Source organism: Pseudomonas sp. TH15 (assembly GCF_016651105.1).
GTDB lineage: Bacteria > Pseudomonadota > Gammaproteobacteria > Pseudomonadales > Pseudomonadaceae > Aquipseudomonas.
The window spans coordinates 325,258-349,448 of the sequence record NZ_JAEKEL010000002.1; the positions used below are offsets into that span (position 1 = coordinate 325,258).

Here is a 24,191-nt window from a genome sequence, read left to right on the forward strand (position 1 = left end):
TGATTTTTTGGTCTGGAGCAAGCGTAGTCAACCAAGCAAGTGCTTGGTTGACTATTTCACACAAAAAATTTCAGGCAAACACGCAAAAGGCTGCGGTGATTTGAGGAACTTCTTCGCGGGCAAGCCTTGCTCCTACAAAAAGGCATGATCCGCTCTTGCAGGAGCAAGGCTTGCCCGCGATGAAGCCGACTCGGTATCAAGGGTGTCTGAGGCTGTTAAGGGTCATCGAGCCAATCAACAGCTCAGGGCTTTCCAGCTCGGCCAACCCGGCGGTGCTGACCCGCTCCGGCGGATACCCGGCGCCGTGCTGCAGATAGCTGAGCAGATTGCCCACCAACGGGTTATGGCTGACCAGCAACGCGTAATCCACCGACACCAACTGCTCCGCCACCGCTTGCGGGCGGTTGTCGGGGGTCAGCCACTCGACGGTACGAATCTCCGGTTCAAAGCCCAAGGCCTCACGCACCAACTGCGCAGTCTGCTGTGCTCGCAGGTAAGGGCTGGCGTAGATCGCGCTGATCGGCTGACCGATCAACTCGGCAGCGCTGCGCAGCGCCTCTTCACGACCGTGGGCGGTCAGTGCCCGTTCGGAATCGGGACGCGAGCCATAAGGCTCGGCTTCACCGTGACGCAATACCCAGAGTTTCATAGCTTGGGTTCCTCATCTCGAACCGGATGCGGAGCAGGCGCCACCACATGCGGCGCTTCACCTTCCGGTGTACGCGGCGCCGGCCAGTCGGCGAACGGCCAAGGTTTCTGGTCGCTGTGAAAGCTGCCGAAACGACCGATCTGCGCCAGGAACTGGCTCAGGCTGTCGCCGAAGTTCATCAGGCTGGCGCTCGGGGCGCCATAGATCAAACGATAGATCAACTGCACCAGCACTACCGCGCCGAGGATGAATTGCGCCACTTGCCAGACCAGCAAGAAGACGATCATCCACAACACCCGCAGCAGGATGGATTCGTACTTGGCTTCTACTTTCGGATCGTTCATGTCTCGTTCTCCCTGCCCGTAGATTAAGGATTCAGTTGAAACCGCTGGTGGAGATAAAGTCGACGTCGGTTTTCGGCTCGGCACGCATTAGCAGCCCGATCACCTGCTCAAGCGTGCGCCCTTCGAACAAAATCGCGTGCAGGCCGGCGACCAGTGGCATGTACACGCCCACTTCCTGAGCCTTGGCCTTGAGCACTTTCAAGGTATTCACACCTTCGGCGACTTCGCCCAGGCGCGTCACCGCGTCTTCCAGGCTCAAGCCCTGGCCGAGGGCGAACCCGACCTGGTAGTTACGGCTTTTCGGCGACGAACAGGTGACGATCAAGTCGCCCACGCCCGCCAGTCCGAGGAAGGTCATCGGGTTGGCACCCTGATTCACCGCAAAACGGGTCATTTCCGCCAGCGCCCGAGTGATCAGCATGCTCTTGGTGTTTTCGCCCATGCCCAGCGCCACCGCCATGCCGGCAATGATCGCGTAGACGTTTTTCAACGCGCCGCCCAGCTCTACGCCGAAGCGATCGGCACTGGCGTACACGCGAAAGGTGCGACCGTGCAGCGCTTCCTGCACCCGCACGCACAGCTCTTCGTCTTCACTGGCGACGACAGTGGCGGTCAGCGCATGTTCGGCGATTTCACGGGCCAGGTTCGGCCCGGACAACACGCCGATTCGCGCTTGCGGAGCGATCTCTTCGAGGATCTCGCTCATCAGTTTGAACGTGTGGGCTTCGATGCCCTTGGTCAGGCTGACCAGCAGCTTGCCGCTCAGACGATTGGCAAAAGGGACCAATACCGAGCGTAGCGCGCTGGATGGCAGTGCGACGAAGCACAGGTCGCAGGCTTCCAGAGTGGCTTGCAGGTCAGTGACTGCCGTAACACCCGGCAGAATCTTGATGCCTTTAAGGTAACGCGGGTTCTCGCGATTGACCCGAATGGCCTCGGCCTGCTCGGGGTCACGCATCCACTGCAAGACCTGATGTCCGTTCTCGGCCAGAAGATTAGCCACGGCGGTACCAAAACTTCCGCCTCCCAGGACCGCAATTGGGCGCTGTTCAGTCATATGCAATCCGTTAATCCATACCAGTGGCGATGCCAGCATTATACGGAGCGGCCCAGTGGCGGCCAGCCCCTGCGTCAATTACCGGCACTTGTAGGAAGAAGACCAATAAAACCGAGGAAAATGCCCCTAACGTGACTGGAAAAGTCACTGAGCTCGGTTAACATGCGCGCCAATTAATCGCTATCAAGGCTGTGTTGTGTCTTTTGGCCCGCCCTCACCTCGCTCGCCGCTGCTTCTGGCGCTGGTCTTCAGCCCGGCATTGCTGGCCGACGATCTGTTCCTGGACAGTGAAACGTTGCCGCAAGTGCTGACAGCCACGCGATTGAAGCAGTCGCCAGCGGCGGTGCCAGGCAGCATGACGGTGATCGACAGCGAACTGATCAACGCCAGCGGCGCCCGGGACATCAGCGAATTGCTGCGACTGGTGCCGGGCATGATGGTCGGCAACATTACCGGCAATCAGCCAGCGGTGAATTACCACGGCACCAACGCCAGCGAAGCCCGGCGTATGCAGGTGTTGATCGATGGCCGTTCGGTGTACCGGGCCGGCCTGGCCACAGTGGACTGGAGCGATATTCCGGTGGCCATGGAAGACATCGAACGTATCGAAGTCTTTCGCGGCCCGAACACCGTCAGCTATGGTGCCAACGCGCTGATGGCGGTGGTCAACATCATCACTCGCAACCCCGCCGACAGCCATGGCACGCGGCTGAAAGTCACCCAGGGCCAGCGCGGCATCAATGACTTTTACGCCAGCCAGGGCACCGGTTGGGACGGTGGCGATTTGCGCCTGTCACTTTCCGGCCAGCAAGACGATGGCTTCGACTCGGACCGCACCGGCGCCGATTACCGCGACAGCCGACGCTTGAACCGCTTCAATCTCGCGGTCAGCCAGACGCTCAACGACAGTCAAAGCATCGACTGGCAATTGAACGCCAAGGACGGGACCAACCAGCGCCCCTACACCTACCGCCCGGTGTTTTCGGGGATTACCGCTGCCGGGAACAATTCCGACGTGGTCGCCAAGGATTACGCCGGCTCGCTGCGCTGGAACCTGGACATCAATCCCGAGCACAGCCTCTATATCCAGGGCTCGGCGCAACACTGGGATCGCCAGCAGACCTGGCGCGCCTGCGACGCCGAAGTGTCGTTCAGCCCACAACTGACTGATCTGTGGCAACTCAGCCCGAACTATGCCGAACGCCTGGCGCGCAACATGGAGCGCTACACCGGCCCCGGCGCACCGGCCGGCAGCCCGGCTGAACGCGCATTGGGCAATCAGGTGCTGGACCAATGGAGAAACGGCGCCCGGCAAACCCTGTGCGGCGACATTGACCAAAGCGCCCGGGAGTCGCGCTATGACCTCGAACTGCAAGACACCCTGAGCCTGTCCGATAGTCTGCGACTGGTCAGCGGCATGAACTATCGTTACGACCGGGCAGACTCCGAGACCTACTTCAATGGCACGCTCGACGACACCACCTGGCGTACGTTCGGTCAACTCGAGTGGCGCGCCAGCGAACACTGGCTGCTGCAGGGCGGTGCCATGTTCGAAGACTCGAAGCTGACCGGCAACTCGCTGACGCCACGGGTAGCGGTCAATTACTTGATCAACCCGCGCCATGGCCTGCGCGCGGTGTATTCCGAAGCGATCCGCTCCCCGGACATGTTCGAGAACAATGTGAACTGGAGTTATCAGGTGACCAACCTGCGGCCCAACGCCTATGGCCAGACCAGCGCCCGCTACTTTGTGAAGACCCGCGGCCCCGGCGACCTCGACAAGGAGCGCATGCGTTCACGGGAGCTAGGCTACAACGGCTACTTCGCCGAACTGGGCCTGGCGGTGGATGTGAAGCTGTTCTACGACGAAATCACCGGCATGATCAGCGAGCCGTTGCGCAACAATCAGTACATTGCCAGCAACGCCAACAACTCGCGGTTCAGCGGGACTGAAACCCAGCTCGACTGGCGCCTCAGCAACGCCGATCGCCTGCGCCTGACGTATGCCTACGTCGATGCCAAGGCCAGCAACCCGCTGGACCAATTGCAGACGGCGCGTAACAGTGGTTCCGTCGGTTGGCTGCGCAATTGGGGCCGGGGCTGGAACAGCGCGCTGTTCTATTATGGTGACGACGCCCTCAACGGCTACCGCTTCGAACGGCTCGACACACGCATCGCCAAACGCATCGGCCTGGGCAAGGCCAACCTGGAACTGGCAGGCGTGTTGCAGCAACGCCTCGACAATCAACCCACCACCTTCGTCGACAATAATTACGACGAACGCCGAGTGCTCTACTTCAGCGCGGAGCTAGCGTTTTAGATGCAGCCTTCGTCACGGAAGACGCCAACCCTTGGCCGCCTGCTGGCCGGGTTGTGCCTGGCCGTCAGCGGCCTGCTGTGCAGTCTGCCGGTCAGTGCCGCGGACATTCTGCTGACCGGCGCCGAAGACAGCCCCGGCGTGCAATCCTTCACCCAGGCCCTGAGCGAGTTACGCCCCTCCGACAGCGTGCGCTTCAAGCTGCTGGCCAGCCTGCCGGCGCCGGGCAAACTGCCCAGCGACACGCGTTTGATCCTGCTCGATTTGCCGAGCCTCGACTGGCGCCTGCAAGACAGCCAGGGCCCGGCGACACTGGTGCTGCGCATCAGCCGCCTGCAAGCGCGGCAACGGCTGAACAATCTGCTGCCATCCCATTTGAGCCTGCTGTGGAGCGATCCGCCGATTGAGCGGCAATTGCGCCTGACCCGGCTGATCCTGCCCCAAGTCCGTCGGGTCGGCGTGCTGTATGACCGGCACAGCGAATTCCTTTTGAAAGAACTGCGCCTGGCCGCGCTGCCCCTGGGCCTTGAGATCGTCACGCAACGTTGGGAAAACACCAGCGACAGCCGTCCATTGCAGGCGCTGCTGAAAAACAGTGATGTGCTGCTGGGGCTCGACGACCCCGACCTGTACAACCCCAAAACCGCGAAAAATCTGTTGCTCAGCAGCTACGCGCGGCAGATGGCGCTGATCGGCCCCAATGCCGGTTTCGTCAAGGCCGGCAGCCTGGCCAGCACTTACAGCGACCAGAGCGACTGGCTGGCGATTCTCGACGACTTGCTCGACCAGTCACCGGCCAGTTGGCCACGCACGCTCTACCCCAAACACTTCAAAGTCTTAAGCAACCCGCAAGTGGCTCGTTCATTAGGTATTGAACAGATGGATGAAGCATCGGTCGCAAGCCAGTTGGCCGAAGGAGAACGCCGCCCATGACCTTCCGCCGTTGGGACATCAACACCCGGACCCAGATCATCAGCCTCGGCCCTGCCCTGCTGTTGACCTTGCTGCTGATCAGTTTCTTCACGTTCGTACGGATCCAGGACCTGCGCCAGGAGCTCAACCACACCGGTCAACTGATCGCCAACCAACTGGCACCGGCCACCGAGTACGGCGTGATCTCCGGCAACAACGATGTGCTGGAAAGCCTGCTCAAGGCCACGCTTGCGACGCCCAACGTGCGTTTTCTGGAAGTCCAGGACAGTGCGAACCGAATTCTGGTGTACGTCGAGCAACCGTCGGAGTCGCACACCCGTTCGCAGCAAGTCGAAGTGTTCCAGGCGCCGGTGCGGTTGCAACGCATCGCGCTGAACAATGACTTCTTCCAGAACACCCGCACCTCGGTCAGTGCGCCGAGCGAGGACTACCTGGGGCGAGTGATCGTCGGCCTGTCCAACGACGCCTTCAGCCAGCGCCAGCAAGAAATCCTGTTCAAGGCCGGGATCCTCGCGCTGTTCGCCCTTCTGTTTACTTTCCTGCTGGCCCGGCGCCTGGCGGGCAGCCTGTCGCAGCCGATCCGCGACATCGGCAACGCGGTCAAGGCGATCCAGAAAGGCGACTACACCACGCCCCTGCCGATCGTCGATGACACCGAGCTGGGCGCCTTGTCGCAACACATCAACAACCTCGCCGAGGGGCTCGAACAGGCCAGCCGCGAACAGCATCAAGCGATGGCGCAGCTGATCCAGACCCGCGAAGAAGCGGAAAAGGCCAACAACGCCAAATCCGACTTCCTGGCGATGATGAGCCACGAACTGCGTACGCCGATGAATGGCGTGCTGGGCATGCTGCAACTGTTGGAAACTACTGACATGACCGAGGAGCAGGTCGAATACGCGGCGCTGGCCTCGGAGTCCACCGAACACTTGCTCAAGGTCATCAACGACATTCTCGACTTCTCGCGCATCGAACGTGCAGAGCTGGAACTTGAGCATATTCCGTTCAACCTCGCGGACCTGATCGGCAGTTGCGCCCAGTCTTTCCTGCACAGTGCCGCGCAACGGGGCCTGGCGCTGAACCTGCGGATCCCCGAGGACATGCGCGGCTTGCAGGTTCAGGGCGACCCGACGCGGATCCGGCAGATTCTGGTGAACCTGATCGGCAACGCATTGAAATTCACCGAACAGGGTCGCGTAACCATCGAGCCGCAGTGGCAATCGCTGGATCACGATCTGTTGTGGTTTACCTGCACCGTGCGTGACAGCGGCATTGGCATTTCGGCCGAAAGCCTGGAATTAATGTTCAACGCGTTCCAGCAGGCCGACAGTTCCATTTCAAGACGTTACGGCGGCACCGGGCTCGGTTTGCCAATTGCCCGCACCCTGGCCGAGCGCATGGGTGGCACATTGCGGGCCCAGAGCGAAGAAGGTCGCGGTTCGGTGTTCACCCTGGAAATCCCCCTCGCCCTTTATAAACAGGCGCTGCCGGAACTGGCGCCGCCGCGGGTACCGACAGGCAATGGCAATGGCGAAGGACGCAATGTGCTGCTGGTGGAGGACAACCCGGTCAACCAGACTGTTATTGAGGCCATGTTGCGCAGCTTGGGCTTTACTGTGAGTGTCGCCACCGATGGCGCGCAGGCGGTACGCAGTGCCGAGAGTCTGATTTTCGAGGCCATTTTGATGGACTGCCGATTGCCGATCATCGACGGCTATGAAGCCACCCGACAGATCCGCCAACTGCCCGGCGGCCTGGACGTGCCGATCATCGCCCTGACGGCCAATGCCTTGCAGGGTGACCGCGAAGCGTGCCTGTCGGCGGGCATGAACGATTACCTGGCCAAGCCCTTCAAACGGACTGATCTGCAGCAAATTCTGCAACGATGGGTGCAGTAGAACTGTCCTTTCGGCTATCTGCGACTGGCGTGAAAGGCGAAAGTGCGGCAGTCTTAGGCACCCGAACAGGCCCGAAAAGGGGCTTGAATAATAATTTCAGTGCACAAGTGTACATTCATGTCCTTGGTGCTGTGACTTTCACCACAACGCAATAGTCTATGAGTAGGCTGTCGACTCGAGGCATGAATGCTTCGATCGGCCGGGAAGATTCGCCCCACCTGCCGCACGGGACTATTGAGGAGCTCGCATGACCAAACAAAACGCCTTTACTCGGGAAGACCTGCTGCGCTGCAGTCGCGGTGAGCTGTTCGGCCCAGGTAACGCGCAACTGCCCGCGCCTAACATGCTGATGGTGGATCGCATCACCCATATCAGCGAAGAGGGTGGCAAGTACGGCAAAGGTGAATTGGTCGCCGAGCTGGATATCACTCCGGACCTGTGGTTCTTCGCCTGTCACTTCGAAGGTGATCCGGTGATGCCGGGCTGCCTGGGCCTCGATGCCATGTGGCAACTGGTCGGTTTCTTCCTCGGCTGGCAGGGTCTGCCGGGCCGTGGTCGTGCGCTGGGTTCGGGCGAAGTGAAGTTCTTTGGTCAGGTCCTGCCGACCGCCAAAAAAGTTACGTATAACATTCAGATCAAGCGTGTCCTCAAAGGCAAGCTGAACCTCGCTATCGCCGATGGTTCGGTCAGTGTCGACGGCCGCGAAATCTACACCGCCGAAGGCCTCCGGGTCGGCGTGTTCACCTCCACTGAAAACTTCTAAGGGTTATCCGCATGCGCCGCGTCGTTATCACTGGTCTGGGCATCGTTTCGTGCCTGGGCAATGACAAAGAGACCGTCTCCGCTAACCTGCGTGCAAGCCGCCCTGGCATCCGGTTTAACCCGGAATATGCTGAAATGGGTCTGCGTAGCCAGGTTTCCGGCTCCATTGACCTTCCTCTCGAAGAGTTGATCGATCGCAAGATCTATCGCTTCGTTGGCCACGCAGCGGCTTACGCCTACCTGGCCATGAAAGACGCTATTGCTGACTCCGGCCTGACCGAAGAGCAAGTGTCCAACCCGCGTACCGGCCTGATCGCCGGTTCCGGTGGCGCCTCCACGCTGAACCAGATGGAAGCGCTGGACATCCTGCGCGAGAAAGGCGTGAAGCGCGTTGGCCCATACCGTGTAACGCGGACCATGAGCAGCACCGTTTCCGCTTGCCTGGCCACCCCGTTCAAGATCAAGGGCCTGAACTACTCCATCGCTTCTGCCTGCGCCACCAGTGCTCACTGCATCGGTACCGCCATGGAACAGATCCAGATGGGCAAGCAGGACATCGTGTTCGCCGGCGGCGGTGAAGAAGAACATTGGAGCCAGTCGTTCCTGTTCGACGCCATGGGCGCATTGTCCAGCAAGCGCAACGACACCCCTGAACAAGCCTCCCGTGCCTACGATGCCGACCGTGACGGTTTCGTCATCGCTGGCGGTGGCGGCATGGTCGTGGTTGAAGAGCTGGAACACGCTCTGGCTCGCGGCGCGAAGATCTACGCGGAAATCGTTGGCTACGGCGCGACGTCCGACGGCTACGACATGGTCGCTCCAAGCGGCGAAGGCGCCATCCGCTGCATGCAGATGGCCATGTCCACCGTTGACACCCCGATCGACTACCTGAACACCCACGGCACCTCGACTCCGGTCGGCGACGTCGCGGAAATGAAAGGTGTGCGTGAAGTGTTCGGCACCAACGCTCCGGCCATCAGCTCCACCAAGAGCCTGTCGGGTCACTCCCTGGGCGCCGCCGGCGTTCACGAAGCGATCTACTGCATGCTGATGATGGAAGGCAACTTCATGGCGGGTTCCGCCAACATCGACGAACTGGACCCGGAAGTGGCGGACATGCCGATTCTGACCAAGACTCGCGAAGATGCCACCATCAACACTGTGATGAGCAACAGCTTCGGTTTCGGTGGCACCAATGCCACGCTGGTACTGAAGCGCTGGGCCGGCAAGTAATACCCCGCCGCCTCGCTGCACACAAAAACGCCCCGACTGGTTCGGGGCGTTTTTTTTCGTCTGGAAAAACTGGCTCGTCCTGCCAACACAAAACCTGTGGGAGCGAGCTTGCTCGCGATGGCGTCGGCATAGCTAAAATAAAGGTTGCCTGACACAACGCTATCGCGAGCAAGCTCGCTCCCACAGGGGATTAGCGCCTGGTTCAGGCAACGGTTTTGTTCAGTGCGAACATGAAACTTTTGTCATTTAACTCAGCAGCCTGCGACCGAATGTCGCGTGTTTAGCGGCCTGCGGGACTTTTGCAGATTTCGCAATTATTCGTTACCGAACGAAAGCGTTTACTTAGGAAGCTAACAAAATATATAACAGAGGCCTGCACACGCCTTGGTGCAGGTAACTGAGATTGGAGCTAGCAGATGACTGTAAAAGTAACTGAACGCGACGATTCACATAAATCCCACGAAGGCATCGCCGCCGGTATCCGCATCTGGGATGTACATCAACAAGACATGCTGGTGGGGATGTTCCATTCCGAGACTGACGCCCACAACTACAAGTCCGAACTGGAAACACTGGAGCAAAAACGCGAAGCGCGTTCCGCCTAGGCGCAAAGCATAAGCAATTACAGCATTGAAAACGACAAACCCCGCCATGAGCGGGGTTTGTCGTTGTTGCAGGCCTTAAAGGCTTACCACATCAGATCATCAGGAATCTGATAGGCCGCGTACGGATCGTCCTCGGCAGCGACTTCTTCTGTCTTGACGTTCAGCTGCACGATCCGCTGTGGATCACGCTCCTGGATCTTCAGGGCCGCCTCACGCGGGATCACTTCGTAACCGCCAGCATGGTGCACGATCGCAAGGAAACCATTGCTGAGCTGGTTGCGCATCAGCGTGTTGACCGAGAGGCGCTTGACCTTCTTGTCGTCCACGAAGTTGTAGTAGTCCTCGGTGGTCAACTTCGGCAGGCGCGAGACTTCGATCAATTGCTTGACCTGGGCCGCACGAGCCTTCGCCTCAGCCTTTTCTTGCTGCTGACGGTTGAGCTCCTGGTCACGCTTGACCTTCTCGGCCAAGGCTTCCTGAGCCAGGCGCTGCTGGGTGTCATCCTGTTCGATCTGGCCTTTGTGAACCAGACGTTGCTGCTTCTGCTTGTCTTTGCCGACCTGTTTGGCCTGCTTTTGGTTGACCAGCCCTGCTTTGAGCAACTGGTCGCGAAGGGAAATGCTCATGGTGCTTATTTCTCACTTAGGCAACTGCTCAACCGCAGCTGGGCAAATTCTTTTCCTGACGTTTGGCTTCGCCCCACAAGGCGTCCAACTCTTCGAGGGTGCAATCTTCTATGGGACGGTGGGTGTCGCGCAATGCCTGTTCGATAAAACGGAAGCGTCTTTCGAATTTGCTATTCGCGCCGCGCAAGGCGGTTTCCGGATCGACCTTGAGATGCCGCGCCAGATTGACCACGGAAAACAGCAGATCACCGACTTCGTCGGCAATCGCCGCCGAGTCATTGTCGGCCATGGCTTCGAGCACTTCATCGAGTTCTTCGCGGACCTTATCGAGCACCGGTAACGCATCGGGCCAGTCGAAACCGACCTGCCCTGCCCGCTTCTGCAACTTCGCCGAGCGGGACAGTGCTGGTAGCGCAGCAGGCACATCATCGAGCAAGGACAGTTGCTGCGGCGCGGCTGACTTCTCGGCCCGTTCTTCAGCCTTGATCTCTTCCCAGCGCTGCTTGACCTGTTCTTCATTCAGACGCGGGACGTCCAGCGGTGCGTACAGATCACCGGTAGGGAATACGTGAGGATGACGACGAATCAGTTTGCGGGTGATGCTGTCGATGACGCCGGCAAATTCGAAGCGCCCTTCTTCCCGGGCCAGTTGGCTGTAATAAACCACCTGGAACAGCAAATCGCCTAACTCACCCTGCAAGTGATCGAAGTCACCACGCTCGATGGCGTCGGCGACTTCGTAAGCTTCTTCCAGGGTGTGCGGGACGATGGTGGCGTAGGTTTGCTTGATGTCCCACGGGCAGCCGAACTGCGGGTCGCGCAGGCGGTTCATCAGGTGCAATAAATCTTCGAGTGAATACATCAATCAATCTCTACACAAAACCAATGTGGGAGCGAGCTTGCTCGCGATTGCGGTGTGTCAGGCAACGGTGATGTCGACTGACACGCCCTCATCGCGAGCAAGCTCGCTCCCACAGGGGATAATCATCACGGCGTGCGGTTACGCCGGGTTTCGATGATGTTCGGCAATTGGGAAATTCGTCCCAGCAACCGGCCCAATGCATCCAGCCCTGGAATCTCGATGGTCAGGGACATCAACGCAGTGTTGTCCTCTTTGTTCGAGCGGGTGTTGACCGCCAGCACGTTGATCCGCTCGTTGAGCAGCACCTGGGACACGTCACGCAGCAGACCGGAACGGTCGTAGGCGCGGATGATGATGTCCACCGGGTAGGTGAGCACCGGCACCGGGCCCCAACTGACCTGAATGATCCGCTCCGGCTCGCGCCCGCCCAGTTGCAGCACCGAGGCGCAGTCCTGACGGTGAATGCTCACGCCGCGGCCCTGGGTGATGTAACCGACGATTGCATCGCCCGGCAACGGCTGGCAGCAGCCGGCCATTTGGGTCATCAGGTTGCCGACGCCCTGGATCTGAATGTCGCCGCGCTTGCCAGGCTTGTAGCCGGTGGCTTTGCGTGGAATCAATTCCAGCTGTTCGTTGCCGCGTTCCGGCTCGACCAGTTGCTGCGCCAGATTGACCAGTTGCGCCAGACGCAAATCGCCGGCACCGAGGGCGGCGAACATGTCCTCGGCAGTCTTCATGTTGGCCTTTTCGGCCAACTTGTCGAAATCCACCGCTGGCAAACCCAGGCGCGTGAGTTCGCGCTCGAGCAAGGTCTTGCCGGCCGCGACGTTCTGATCGCGAGCCTGCAATTTGAACCAATGAACGATCTTCGCACGCGCCCGCGAGGTGGTGACGTAACCCAGGTTCGAGTTCAGCCAGTCACGGCTCGGGGTACCGTGTTTGCTGGTGATGATCTCGACCTGCTCACCGGTTTGCAGGCTGTAGTTGAGCGGTACGATGCGCCCGTTGATCTTCGCGCCACGGCAGTTGTGACCGATTTCGGTGTGTACGCGGTAAGCGAAGTCCAGCGGCGTCGAGCCTTTCGGCAAGTCGATAGCGTGACCGTCCGGGGTGAAGATGTAGACCCGGTCCGGCTCGATATCGACCCGCAGCTGTTCCGCCAGGCCACCAATGTCGCCGAGCTCTTCGTGCCACTCGAGGACCTGACGCAGCCAGGAGATTTTCTCTTCGTACTGGTTGGAGCCGGCTTTGACGTCGGTGCCCTTGTAGCGCCAGTGCGCGCAAACCCCCAACTCGGCTTCTTCGTGCATGGCGTGCGTGCGGATCTGCACTTCCAGCACCTTGCCTTCCGGACCGATTACCGCCGTGTGCAGCGAGCGGTAGCCGTTCTCTTTCGGGTTGGCGATGTAGTCGTCGAACTCTTTCGGGATGTGCCGCCACAAGGTGTGGACGATGCCGAGCGCGGTGTAGCAGTCGCGCATTTCCGGCACCAGCACGCGCACGGCGCGCACGTCGTAGATCTGGCTGAACTCCAGACCCTTGCGCTGCATTTTGCGCCAGATCGAATAGATGTGTTTGGCCCGGCCGCTGATGTCGGCATCGACGCCGGTGGCGGTCAGCTCATTCTTCAACTGACTCATCACGTCGGCGATGAAGCGCTCGCGATCCAGTCGCCGCTCATGCAGCAACTTGGCGATCTGCTTGTACTGGTCAGGCTCAAGGTAACGGAAGGACAAGTCCTCCAGCTCCCACTTGATATGACCGATACCGAGGCGGTGGGCGAGCGGCGCGTAGATGTCGAAGACTTCACGGGCGACGCGGTTGCGCTTTTCGTCGTCGGCGGTTTTCACCGCTCGGATAGCACAGGTGCGTTCGGCCAGTTTGATCAGCGCGACGCGAACGTCGTCGACCATGGCCACGAGCATCTTGCGCAGGTTTTCCACCTGGCCCTGAGTGCCCAGCACCAAGGATTGACGGGGGCTCAGGCTCGCGCTGATCGCCGCCATGCGCAACACGCCGTCGATGAGTTTGGTGACGACAGGGCCAAAGCGCTGGCTAACCGCCGGCAACTGGATCTGGCCTTCGCGCACGCCGCGATACAGGATCGCGGCCACCAACGAATCCTGATCGAGCTTGAGGTCGGCGAGAATTTCGGCGATCTCAAGGCCCGTGCGAAAACTCGAGGTCCCTTCGGACCAGAGGTTTTTCGCCGCATTGGCTTGCTGTTCAGACGCACGAGCGAACTCGCACGCTTCTTTCAAGGCTTCGCGATCCAGTGCCTGATCGACAGTGACCGCGTGATCGAGCCAAGCCTCGAGATTGATACTGCCGTCGGTGTTGATCGGCTGGTGTGCTCTCACCTGTACCATCTTGCTTTACCTTCCCTACGACGCAGATTCAATGCGTCAAATCGCTGACCTTCATTGCCCGTGAGCCCGCGCCGGGCTGGAGCGCGGCTGCACAGGCGGCCAGTCGGACCAGACGAGCCATCCTAGCTCGCTTCAAATAACGCCATGGCCTCGACATGTGCCGTTTGAGGAAACATATCGAGAATCCCGGCACGTTTTAACCGGTAGCCCTGCTTGATCAATTCGACCGTATCGCGCGCCAGAGTTGCAGGGTTGCACGACACATACACCAACCGTTCGGCGCCCAGGGACTTGAGCTTGCGCACCACCTCAAAAGCACCATCACGTGGTGGGTCCAAGAGTACCGCACAAAAGCCTTCGCGCGCCCATTCGGCATCAGTCAAAGGCTGGGATAAATCGGCCTGAAAAAACTTCGCGTTATGCAGATTGTTGCTAGCGGCGTTCGCGGCAGCGCGCTCGACCATCGCTTGCACGCCTTCCACCGCCACCACTTCGCGAACGGTTTTGGCCAGCGGCAAGGCAAAATTGCCTAGACCACAGAACAGATCGAGGACACGCTGATCCGCTTGCGGTTTGAGCCAGTCCAGCGCCTGGGCGACCATCGCTTCGTTGACCCCGGCGTTGACCTGGATGAAATCCCCCGGCCGATACGCCAGGCTCAAGTCCCACTGTTCCAGGCGATAACCCAGCTGTTGAGTGACATCGACCGGTTGCGGCTCGCCATCGCCATGCAACCACAACTGGGCTTCATGGAACGCACAAAAATCCTTGAGGATCGTCATGTCGGCGTCGGACAACGGCGCCATGTGCCGCAGCAATACCGCCAACGACGAACCACTGAACAATTCCACATGCCCCAGCGCCTGAGGTTTGCTCAAGCGGCGGAGCATCTCCGGCAAGCGGGTCATGATCGGCTGCAAGGGCTGTACCAGCACCGTGCATTCGGTGATCGCAACGATGTCCTGACTGCCCGCAGCGCGAAAACCGACTTCGAGTTTTTTCGCCTTCATGTCCCAGCGCACCGCCACACGGGCGCGACGCCGGTAACCGAATTCCGGACCGCTCAACGGCGCGGCCCACTCTTCGGGTTCGACCCCGGCCACCTTGGACAACTGCTCGGCGAGCATGCGCTGTTTCAGGGCGAGTTGTTCGTTGTGGGGCAAGTGCTGCACGCTGCAACCGCCACAGCGACCAGCGTGCGGGCACGGTGCCGGGCGACGCAGTTCGCTGGCCTGGAACACCCGTTCGGTGCGTGCCTCGACCACTTTACCGTGGGCACCCAAGACTCGCGCCTCGACTTCCTCACCGGCCAATGCGCCGATGACGAACCAGGTGCGACCTTCAAAAAACGCGATACCGCGACCGTCGTTAGCCAGGCGCTCGATGTTCAAGCGCTGCTTTTTGCCGGTCGGAATTTGCGGGGCCTTGCTGCCGCCCGTGGGCTGGAAGCGCAGGCCTCTCTCTTGCTTGGCCATCAGTTAGGCGCGTCGAAAATGCCGGTCGACAAGTAACGGTCGCCACGGTCGCAGATGATCGCGACGATCACCGCGTTTTCAACTTCCTGGGACAGACGCAGCATCGCTGCCACCGCACCGCCCGAGGACACACCACAAAAAATGCCTTCTTCGCGTGCCAGACGACGGGTCACGTCTTCGGCTTCGCTTTGCGCCATGTCGACGATGCGGTCGACACGATCAGCTTGATAAATCTTCGGCAGGTATTCCTGCGGCCAGCGACGGATGCCCGGAATCGCCGAGCCTTCCATCGGTTGCAGACCGACGATCTGCACGTTGTCGTTCTGCTCTTTCAAGTAGCGCGACACGCCCATGATGGTCCCGGTGGTGCCCATCGAACTGACGAAATGAGTGATGGTGCCCTCGGTCTGGCGCCAGATTTCCGGGCCGGTGGTGGTGTAGTGCGCCTCGGGATTATCCCCGTTGGCGAACTGGTCCAGCACCTTGCCACGGCCTTCGGCTTCCATTCGCTGAGCGAGGTCGCGAGCGCCTTCCATGCCTTCTTCCTGGGTGACCAGAATCAGCTCGGCGCCATAGGCGGTCATCGCAGCTTTGCGTTCGGCGCTGGAGTTGTCCGGCATGATCAGGATCATCTTGTAACCCTTGATCGCGGCGGCCATGGCCAGCGCAATCCCGGTGTTACCCGAGGTCGCTTCGATCAGCGTATCGCCGACGTGGATCTGCCCACGCAACTCGGCGCGAGTGATCATCGACAACGCCGGCCGGTCCTTGACCGAACCCGCCGGGTTATTCCCTTCGAGCTTGAGCAAAAGGGTGTTGCTGGTGGCGCCAGGCAGGCGCTGCAAACGAACCAGCGGAGTGTTGCCGACGCAATCGGCAATGGTTGGGTACTGCAAGGTCATGGCGTATTCGCAATCCAGACTGCGGGGGCGCCTATCATACCGGCAAACGTTGGCAGGCCATATCACGCAAAGTGCGGTGCTTATGGCTTATGGGAATAAGCGGCTGGCTCGGTGCTTTCCGCTTGCGAAACATTCAAGGCGTAGAACTCATGCAACTTGGCTTGCAGGAGTTGCTTGTCTGGCAGTCGGGTCTGGTACTCAGCTATTAATGCAGGCGAAAGGCTGCGATTCAGGGAGTACTCGACGACCTCGTCTTCTTTGCTTGCGCACAGCAATACGCCGATGGCCGGATTTTCGTGGGGTTTGCGCTCACTGCGATCCAGAGCTTCCAGATAAAAGTCCAGCTTGCCCATGTACTCTGGCTCAAAACGTCCGACCTTGAGCTCAATGGCCACAAGACAGTTGAGCCCACGGTGAAAGAAGAGCAAATCGAGCGCGAAATCCCGACTGCCAACTTGCAGTGGATATTGAGAGCCGACAAAGCAGAAGTCGCGACCGAGCTCGATCAAAAACTCCTTGAGTCGACCAAGCAATCCTTGGTGCAGATCGGTTTCGGCATGGTCGCCAGGCAAGTCGAGAAACTCGACCATGTAGGAATCGCGGAATATCCCCAGTGCTGCAGGGTGAACCTGCTTTAAAGCAGCCGATGCCTTTGCCGGATCGGCGACACTTCGTTCGAACAGGGCAGCCTTGAATTGGCGTTCCAGTTCACGCTTCGACCATTTTTCCTGAACAGCCATTTTCAGGTAGAACTCCCGCTCTTCCGGGCGCTTGCTTTGTCCGAAAATGATCACGTTATGCGACCAGGATAATTGTCGCGCCAGTGGAGCGACTTTCTCCTCGCAGCGATAAATTTCATAAAACTGGCGCATGCGAAATAGATTCGACCGGGTAAAACCACGCAACCCAGGGTTTGTCTGAGCCAAATGATCAGCCAATTGACCAACCACTGAATCCCCCCACTCCGCCCGCTCAATCTTGCGACTGATATGCGCGCCTACCTGCCAATAAAGCTCAATCAGCTGTGTATTGACCGCTTGCATGGCCTTATGTCTGGAACTATGAATCAGTGCGAGCACTTCGTTGAAGCGTTCGCCATCCGGGCTGCCAGTAAGGCTGGATACAGTCATGTGCAATTCCTTGAGGATCAGGTGAGGCACGAGCCTAAACCGTTCAGAACACTAAAAATGACCGCTGATGCAGCTTGGGAAATGTCGTACAAAAGAAAGCGTGCGCTCCTGCATACTCGCAGGATTGGCCTCCACCAACGGACTACATCGCGAGCAAGCTCGCTCTTACAGGGTGATAGGCATTCATGTAGGAACTGCTGAACGCTGCGATCTTTTGATCTTGCCTCTTAACAACATCAAAAGATCGCAGCTTCGTTTTACTCGACAGCTCCTACAGGGCTTGGCGTTGGGCGAAGATTGGCGCAACGCCACTGGAACCTGTGGGAGCGGGCTTGCTCGCGAAGGCGTCGGCACTGACATCATCGATATCAGCCAACAACCGCATATTCAGCCGCAACCCAGTCCTGGTGTTCTCAGCCCAAAGCTCCCCGCCCTGGCGTTGCACCGCATTACGGGCAATGCTCAATCCCAGTCCAAATCCACCATCCCCCGGCCGCGAACCATCCAGGCGAATGAACGGCGAGAAGATCCGTTCCAGATTGACTTCAGCCACCCCGCCGCCCTGATCCTCCAGCCACAAATGCCAAAAGTCGCCATCGCGCTGTCCACCGAGGCGGACAATGCCGCCATCGGGAGAATGCCGAATCGCATTACGCAGAATGTTTTCCAGCGCCTGGGCGAGGGTATTCAGATGGCCGCGCACCCAGCAGGAAGAATCTACCGAACATTGCAATTGCAGACTCGGCCAGCCGCTTTCATAACATGCGTTATCCGTGAGCATTTCCCACAGTGCCTGAATCTGAATCGCCTCCTCCGGCAATGGCGTGCGGTCCGTGTCCAGCCAAGCCAATTGCAGGGTGTCTTCAACCAATCGCTGCATGCCATCGACCTCACGACCGATGCGTTCGCGCAACTGCGGCAGGCCTTGTTCACTTTCGCTGGCCACGCGCAGGCGGCTCAGCGGCGTACGCAATTCGTGGGAAAGATCTCGCAGCAGTTGCTGTTGCAGGCCGACCGTGGATTGCAGGCGCTCGGACATGGAATCAAACGCTCTGGCCAATTCACCCAGTTCATCCGGGCGCTGGGTCATGCCGCTCGACAGACGCACATTCAATTGATCGGCGCGCCAGGCATTGGCCTGCTCACGCAGGTTATTCAGTGGCACCACCAGCAAGCGATACAGCCCGACACACAGCAACAAGGTGAACAGCCCCGGAATCACGCCATTGGTGACCACTCGCCAGAACAGCCTGTATTTGCCCGGCAAAAAACGCTCGGGCAGCTCGATCACCAGACTGCCGGCGGATGGATCGTTGGGGAAAGGAATGCGCAGCCACGGCCGCCCTTGCTTGTGAATCGGCCAGTCGAGGCCGCGCAGAAAAGTCATGTGCTGAACTTCCTCCTCGTTCAACGGCGCACTGCTCAGCGACTGCAAATTACCGCTGATCACGCCGACCCAACCAGCCTCGCGCAACTCCATGCTCTGCAACCAGCTGTCGACCCCGTCACGCTCGGCGCGCTGCCAGGCGCGCTCGGCTTCGCTGGCATAACGCGTCAGGGTGCTTCGGGCCTCGTCGGACAGGAACAGGTTTTTCTGTTCCATGTAGCGGCCCCAGGACCAGCTCAGCCAGATCATCAGCAAACAGAACGCCACCAACAGGCACGCCAGCTTCCAGAACAGCGAGTGCCGGCCCGGCAGGTCAGACCATTTCATCGACGGCGCTCAATACATACCCTTTACCCCAGACTGTGCGCACTTCGCGCTCGGTATAACCGACGGCCTTGAGCTTGCGACGGATTTGGCTGATGTGCATGTCGAGGCTACGGTCGTGGGCCGCGTAGCCCCGTTGCAGCACCTGCTGATAAAGGAAGGCTTTGCTCAACACTTCATCGTTGTTGCGATTAAGGGTTTCCAGCAGCCGATACTCGCTGCGAGTCAGGCCGGCGGCTTGCTCGCGATAAAAGACTTCGCACTGCTCATCGTCGAAACACAGGCTATGGACCGGCGTCGCAATCGCTGTCGGGGCGGGTCGACGGTCGAAAGCCACCCGCCGCAGGATGGCTTCGATGCGCACCCGCAACTCGGCCATGCTGAACGGCTTGGGCAGGTAATCGTCGGCGCCCAGGCGAAACCCGCTGATGCGATCCGCCTCGGCGCCCAGTGCCGACATCAACACCACCGGGGTGGCATGGCTCTGACGCAGTTGGGTCAGAACGTTCAGGCCGTCCAGGCCCGGCAACAGAATGTCCATCAGCACCACATCGAACGGTTGCCCTCGGGCGATGGCCAGGCCTTCCTGGCCGTTCTGGCACCAGGTCACTTGAAAACCGCAGCGTCCCAAGTGCTCATGGACATAAGCACCCAGCACGAGGTCGTCTTCTATAGACAGGATACGAGGAAGGCCAGCAGCGATGGGAGTCATGACTATCTGCAAATAATTCTCAGTTGCCGATTATTCAAGATTGCCTCGCCAGGGGCAACCCACGGTTTGCCCGGAAGGCAAAAGCGCCCATCCAGCCGACGAATGACGACATCAACTTTACGAAGATTGCCCGCTAGCAAATCGCTACACTGCGCAAGTGGTGCGTGCCGGATGCACGTGCGGGTTATTCAATCGCGGGATGCAGGAGAGTTGCGTGCTCAAGAAACTGGGAATTAAAGGCCGCGTGCTGTTGCTGACCTTGCTTCCAACCAGCCTGATGGCGTTGGTGCTGGGCGGCTATTTCACCTGGATGCAGCAATCGGACCTGCAAACCCAACTCATGCAGCGCGGCGAGATGATCGCCGAACAACTTGCACCGCTGGTTGCCCCGGCCATGGGCCACAAAAACACCGAGTTGCTGGAGCGCATCGCCACCCAGTCGCTGGAACAGACCGATGTGCGCGCGGTGACCTTCCTCGCGCCCGACCGTACACCGTTGGCCCACGCGGGCCCGACCATGCTCAATGCGGCACCGACCGGCAACGGCTCGCAGATGCTACGCCGCAGCGGTAACGACGCGACCCGCTACTTGCTGCCGGTGTTCGGCAAGCATCGCAATCTGGCTGGCGACGTGATTCCCGACGAAGCCGATCGCCTGTTGGGCTGGGTCGAACTCGAACTGTCCCACAACGGCATGCTGCTGCGCGGTTACCGCAGCCTGTTCGCCAGCCTGCTGTTGATCGGCGCCGGCCTGGCCGGTGCGGCGTTGCTGGCCCTGCGCATGGGCCGGACCATCAATCGGCCGATCAGCCAGATCAAACTGGCAGTGGCACAACTCAAGGACGGTCATCTGGAAACCCGCTTGCCGCCCCTCGGCAGCCAGGAACTGGATGAACTGGCGTCGGGCATCAACCGCATGGCCGGCACCCTGCAAAACGCCCAGGAAGAATTGCAACACAGCGTCGACCAGGCCACCGAAGACGTGCGCCAGAACCTGGAAACCATCGAAATCCAGAACATCGAGCTGGACCTGGCGCGCAAGGAAGCCCTGGAAGCGAGCCGGATCAAATCCGAGTTTCTGGCCAACATGAGCCACGAAATCCGCACGCCGCTCAACGGCATTCTCGGCTTCACGCACCTGTTGCAAAAAAGCGAGCTGACCCCGCGCCAGCTCGACTATCTGGGCACCATCGAAAAGTCCGCCGACAGCCTGCTGGGGATCATCAACGAGATCCTCGATTTCTCGAAAATCGAGGCCGGCAAACTGGTGCTCGACAATATTCCGTTCAACCTGCGCGACTTGCTGCAAGACACCCTGACCATCCTCGCTCCGGCCGCCCACGCCAAACAGCTGGAACTGGTGAGTCTGGTCTATCGCGACACTCCCCTGTCGCTGGTCGGCGATCCGCTGCGGCTCAAACAGATTCTGACCAACCTGGTCAGCAACGCGATCAAGTTCACCCGCGAAGGCACCATCGTCGCCCGGGCCATGCTTGAAGAAGAGCACGAAGACAGCGTGCAACTGCGCATCAGCATTCAGGACACCGGCATCGGCCTGTCGAACCAGGACGTGCGCGCCCTGTTCCAGGCATTCAGCCAGGCCGATAACTCGCTGTCGCGCCAGCCCGGCGGCACCGGTTTGGGGCTGGTGATTTCCAAGCGCCTGATCGAACAGATGGGCGGCGAGATTGGCGTCGACAGTACACCGGGTGAAGGTTCGGAATTCTGGATCAGCCTGAGCCTGCCGAAAACCCGCGACGACGCCGAGGACCTGCCCGGCCCGCCGTTGCTCGGGCGTCGCGTGGCGGTGCTGGAAAACCATGAACTGGCCCGCCAGGCGTTGCAGCATCAACTGGAAGATTGCGGCCTGGAAGTCACGCCGTTCAATACGCTGGAAAGCCTGACCAATGGCGTCACCGGCGCCCATCAGACCGAGCAGGCAATCGATCTGGCGGTGCTTGGCATCACCAGCAACGACATGCCGCCGGAGCGCCTCAACCAGCACATCTGGGACCTCGAACACCTGGGCTGCAAAGTCCTGGTGCTGTGCCCGACCACCGAGCAGACGCTGTTCCACCTCTCGGTACCCAACCCTCACAGCCAGCTCCAGGCCAAACCCGCCTGCACCCGCAAACTGCGTCGGGCCTTGTCTGATCTGGTCAACCCGCGCCAGCAGCGCAGCGAGCCCGGCGAACCGGTGTCGAGCCGGGCGCCGAAGGTCCTTTGCGTCGACGACAACCCGGCCAACCTGCTGCTGGTGCAAACCCTGCTCGAAGACATGGGCGCCAAAGTGCTCGCCGTCGAAAGCGGTTACGCCGCGGTCAAAGCGGTGCAGAACGAAACCTTCGATCTGGTGCTGATGGACGTGCAGATGCCCGGCATGGATGGGCGTCAAAGCACCGAAGCGATTCGTCAGTGGGAAAGCGAACGGCATTGCACGCCGCTGCCGATTGTCGCCCTCACCGCCCACGCTATGGCCAACGAAAAACGTGCGCTGCTGCAAAGCGGTATGGACGATTACCTGACCAAACCCATCAGCGAACGGCAACTGGCCCAAGTGGTGCTGAAGTGGACCGGCCTGGCGCTGCGTAATCAGGCGCCGGAGCGCTCCAGTGACAGCCATGGTGCCAGCGACTTGCAGGTGCTCGATCACGAAGAAGGCTTGCGTCTGGCTGCCGGCAAGGCGGATCTGGCGGCGGACATGCTGGCGATGCTGCTGGCTTCGCTGGAAGCCGATCGCGAGGCGATTCGCGTCGCCCGCGAAGCCAACGACCAGAACGCCTTGATCGAACGGGTCCATCGCCTGCACGGGGCCACGCGTTACTGCGGCGTACCGCAATTGCGTGCGGCCTGCCAGCGCAGTGAAACGCTGCTCAAGCAACAGGACCCGAAAGCTGCGGCGGCACTTGAAGAACTGGAGCGCTCGATCAATCGCCTGGCCGCGCAGGCGCGTATCAGCGCCTGACCCAGCGCAATAACACCTGACGCCATCACGGCTAAGATGTTGCAGGGACATTTCCAGGAGGACACGATGCGCACCATTCTTTTCAGCAGCCAGGGCTACGACCGCGACAGCTTCCTCGCCGCCGACTTGCCCGCCGGCAACGAGTTGCAGTTTCAATCGGCACGTTTGAGCCTCGACACCGTGGCATTGGCCGAGCATCACGAGGTGGTGTGCGCCTTCATCAATGATGACCTCAGCGCCCCGGTGCTCGAACATCTCGCGGCTGGCGGCACCCGCCTGATCGCCCTCCGTTCCGCCGGCTACAACCATGTCGACCTGGTCGCGGCGAAACGCCTGGGCCTGGCCATCGTGCAGGTGCCTGCCTATTCACCCCACGCCGTGGCCGAACACGCAGTGGCGCTGATCCTGGCGCTTAACCGTCGCTTGCATCGCGCCTACAACCGCACCCGCGAAGGGGATTTCAGCTTGCACGGGCTGACCGGCTTCGACTTGGTGGGCAAGACTGTCGGTGTGGTCGGCACCGGGCAGATCGGCGCGACGTTCGCCAAAATCATGAACGGGTTTGGTTGCCAGTTGCTGGCCTACGATCCGTTCCCGAATCCACAAGTCGAAGCCCTCGGCGCGCGTTACCTGAGTTTGCCGCAATTGTTGGCCGAGTCGCAGATCATCAGCCTGCACTGCCCGCTCAATGAGCAGAGCAAGCACTTGATCAACCGTCAGTCACTGGCCCACATGCAACCGGGAGCGATGCTGATCAACACCGGACGCGGTGGCCTGGTTGACACCCCGGCACTGATCGACGCGTTGAAAGAAGGTCAACTCGGCTATCTGGGTCTGGATGTGTATGAGGAAGAAGCCCAACTGTTTTTCGAGGACCGCTCCGACCTGCCTTTGCAGGACGATGTGCTGGCGCGCTTGCTGACCTTCCCGAACGTGATCATCACCGCGCATCAAGCCTTTCTGACGCATGAAGCGCTCGGCGCAATTGCCGCCACCACCTTGCACAACATTGCGACCTGGGCGGCCGGTACGCCGCAAAACCAGGTCGAGGGGTAAGGCGTCAGCGGCTTACAGCGAGGCCGCCAGAATCAACAGCGCCAGCCAGCCAAAACCGAAAAGACGCTGTTTCATCGAGTGCCCGCGGCGCAGCAGGAACCAGACGAACACCATCGGCAGCAGGAACACCATGATTTTCAGCCAGCCTTCCACGGGACGGCTGCCGTCTTCATTAATGTGCAGTTCAACCCCTTGCCCGACTTGCTGCTGACGTCGAGGTTGCGCCGTGGCGGACATGGCGCTCGGCAACGGTGGCGACGCTGGCGGCACAACCGCTTCCGGTACTGCCTTGTTGCGCGGCAGGCTGCCGAACGAAATCGTCGATGCCCGTGCAGGCGCCGCTACAGTCTGCGCGTGAGCGTGAGCTGCCTGCTGCGCCATCGGAGCGCCGCAGTGAATGCACGATAGTGTTTCAGAGCTGATGCTCCTTTTGCATTCATAACACTCGGTCAATGCCATTTCCATTCCTTAGGGGTGCAAAAGCGGCAGTGTGCCATGACTGGGCAGGTGATTTGAACCTGATCGAAGGTCACATGCCCACGCCATGCTGCGTTGATGCCCGTGCTAGCATACCGCGCATATTTG

The 24,191-nt window shown here is 59.9% G+C and carries 20 protein-coding genes; 8 read left to right on the plus strand and 12 right to left on the minus strand.

All coding sequences use genetic code 11. The annotated features are described in order from the left end of the window. Positions 1-196: 196 nt before the first annotated feature. The 3 genes from sixA to JFT87_RS25285 are packed head-to-tail and all read right to left on the minus strand — an operon-like array spanning position 197 to position 2,050. Positions 197-649, minus strand: coding sequence for a phosphohistidine phosphatase SixA (gene sixA / locus JFT87_RS25275; protein ID WP_201205828.1), 453 nt, complete (start codon positions 647-649; stop codon positions 197-199). Beyond that, entirely contained in the window at positions 646-993 is a 348-nt protein-coding gene (locus tag JFT87_RS25280) for a DUF4389 domain-containing protein (RefSeq protein WP_201205830.1), read from the minus strand. Before JFT87_RS25280 ends, sixA begins: the two co-directional genes overlap by 4 nt. Positions 994-1,024: 31 nt before the next feature. Beyond that, the gene (locus tag JFT87_RS25285) at positions 1,025-2,050 is read right to left on the minus strand and encodes an NAD(P)H-dependent glycerol-3-phosphate dehydrogenase (RefSeq protein ID WP_201205833.1); all 1,026 of its coding nucleotides are present in this window, start codon (positions 2,048-2,050) and stop codon (positions 1,025-1,027) included. Between the two features lie 196 nt (positions 2,051-2,246). Here JFT87_RS25285 and JFT87_RS25290 point away from each other — a divergent pair, with 196 nt between their 5' ends. From JFT87_RS25290 to JFT87_RS25315, 6 genes are all read left to right on the plus strand, one after another. Next, entirely contained in the window at positions 2,247-4,370 is a 2,124-nt protein-coding gene (locus JFT87_RS25290; RefSeq protein ID WP_201205835.1) for a TonB-dependent receptor domain-containing protein, read from the plus strand. Further along, positions 4,371-5,300 carry an ABC transporter substrate-binding protein gene (locus JFT87_RS25295; RefSeq protein WP_201205838.1) on the plus strand — a complete coding sequence of 310 codons (930 nt, stop codon included), beginning with the start codon at positions 4,371-4,373 and terminating at the stop codon, positions 5,298-5,300. Further along, positions 5,297-7,198, plus strand: a complete 1,902-nt coding sequence (locus tag JFT87_RS25300; protein ID WP_201205840.1) for an ATP-binding protein — start codon at positions 5,297-5,299, stop codon at positions 7,196-7,198. Before JFT87_RS25295 ends, JFT87_RS25300 begins: the two co-directional genes overlap by 4 nt. A gap of 247 nt (positions 7,199-7,445) precedes the next feature. Then, positions 7,446-7,961, plus strand: coding sequence for a 3-hydroxyacyl-[acyl-carrier-protein] dehydratase FabA (gene fabA / locus JFT87_RS25305; protein WP_042560484.1), 516 nt, complete (start codon positions 7,446-7,448; stop codon positions 7,959-7,961). 11 nt (positions 7,962-7,972) lie between these two features. Continuing rightward, on the plus strand, positions 7,973-9,193 hold the full coding sequence (gene fabB / locus JFT87_RS25310) for a beta-ketoacyl-ACP synthase I (protein ID WP_201205842.1): 1,221 nt from the start codon (positions 7,973-7,975) through the stop codon (positions 9,191-9,193). Positions 9,194-9,609: 416 nt separating this feature from the next. Next, positions 9,610-9,798 (plus strand): hypothetical protein, encoded by a 189-nt coding sequence (locus tag JFT87_RS25315; protein WP_201205844.1) that lies wholly within the window; start codon positions 9,610-9,612, stop codon positions 9,796-9,798. An 83-nt stretch (positions 9,799-9,881) separates the two neighbouring features. Here JFT87_RS25315 and JFT87_RS25320 read toward each other — a convergent pair whose 3' ends face one another. The 8 genes from JFT87_RS25320 to JFT87_RS25355 form a co-directional block, all read right to left on the minus strand. After that, a complete protein-coding gene (locus JFT87_RS25320; RefSeq protein ID WP_201205846.1) occupies positions 9,882-10,424 on the minus strand; it encodes a DUF2058 domain-containing protein in 543 nt (180 codons plus the stop codon). Between the two features lie 28 nt (positions 10,425-10,452). Then, positions 10,453-11,286, minus strand: a complete 834-nt coding sequence (gene mazG / locus JFT87_RS25325; protein ID WP_201205848.1) for a nucleoside triphosphate pyrophosphohydrolase — start codon at positions 11,284-11,286, stop codon at positions 10,453-10,455. Between the two features lie 125 nt (positions 11,287-11,411). Then, positions 11,412-13,655: a GTP diphosphokinase gene (relA, locus tag JFT87_RS25330; protein ID WP_201191607.1), complete on the minus strand. Its 2,244-nt coding sequence runs from the start codon at positions 13,653-13,655 to the stop codon at positions 11,412-11,414. A 122-nt stretch (positions 13,656-13,777) separates the two neighbouring features. After that, complete coding sequence (rlmD, locus tag JFT87_RS25335; protein WP_201205850.1) at positions 13,778-15,130, minus strand: 23S rRNA (uracil(1939)-C(5))-methyltransferase RlmD; 1,353 nt, start codon at positions 15,128-15,130, stop codon at positions 13,778-13,780. Then, positions 15,130-16,032 (minus strand): cysteine synthase CysM, encoded by a 903-nt coding sequence (cysM, locus tag JFT87_RS25340; RefSeq protein ID WP_201205853.1) that lies wholly within the window; start codon positions 16,030-16,032, stop codon positions 15,130-15,132. The genes rlmD and cysM overlap by 1 nt, the downstream gene beginning before the upstream one ends. An 80-nt stretch (positions 16,033-16,112) precedes the next feature. Further along, entirely contained in the window at positions 16,113-17,162 is a 1,050-nt protein-coding gene (locus JFT87_RS25345) for a PDDEXK nuclease domain-containing protein (protein ID WP_201205855.1), read from the minus strand. 271 nt (positions 17,163-17,433) lie between these two features. After that, positions 17,434-18,876 (minus strand): sensor histidine kinase, encoded by a 1,443-nt coding sequence (locus JFT87_RS25350; protein WP_201205857.1) that lies wholly within the window; start codon positions 18,874-18,876, stop codon positions 17,434-17,436. Beyond that, positions 18,863-19,585, minus strand: coding sequence for a response regulator transcription factor (locus tag JFT87_RS25355; RefSeq protein ID WP_201205859.1), 723 nt, complete (start codon positions 19,583-19,585; stop codon positions 18,863-18,865). Before JFT87_RS25355 ends, JFT87_RS25350 begins: the two co-directional genes overlap by 14 nt. A 214-nt stretch (positions 19,586-19,799) precedes the next feature. On the opposite strand from JFT87_RS25355, the gene JFT87_RS25360 reads away from it, so the two are divergent. Together JFT87_RS25360 and JFT87_RS25365 are read left to right on the plus strand one after the other, a co-directional pair. Then, positions 19,800-22,550 (plus strand): response regulator, encoded by a 2,751-nt coding sequence (locus JFT87_RS25360; RefSeq protein WP_201205861.1) that lies wholly within the window; start codon positions 19,800-19,802, stop codon positions 22,548-22,550. 66 nt (positions 22,551-22,616) lie between these two features. Further along, positions 22,617-23,606: a 2-hydroxyacid dehydrogenase gene (locus JFT87_RS25365; protein ID WP_201205862.1), complete on the plus strand. Its 990-nt coding sequence runs from the start codon at positions 22,617-22,619 to the stop codon at positions 23,604-23,606. 12 nt (positions 23,607-23,618) lie between these two features. Here the strand turns inward: JFT87_RS25365 and JFT87_RS25370 are convergent, their stop codons facing one another. Beyond that, positions 23,619-24,065: a hypothetical protein gene (locus tag JFT87_RS25370; protein ID WP_201205864.1), complete on the minus strand. Its 447-nt coding sequence runs from the start codon at positions 24,063-24,065 to the stop codon at positions 23,619-23,621. Positions 24,066-24,191 lie beyond the last annotated feature (126 nt).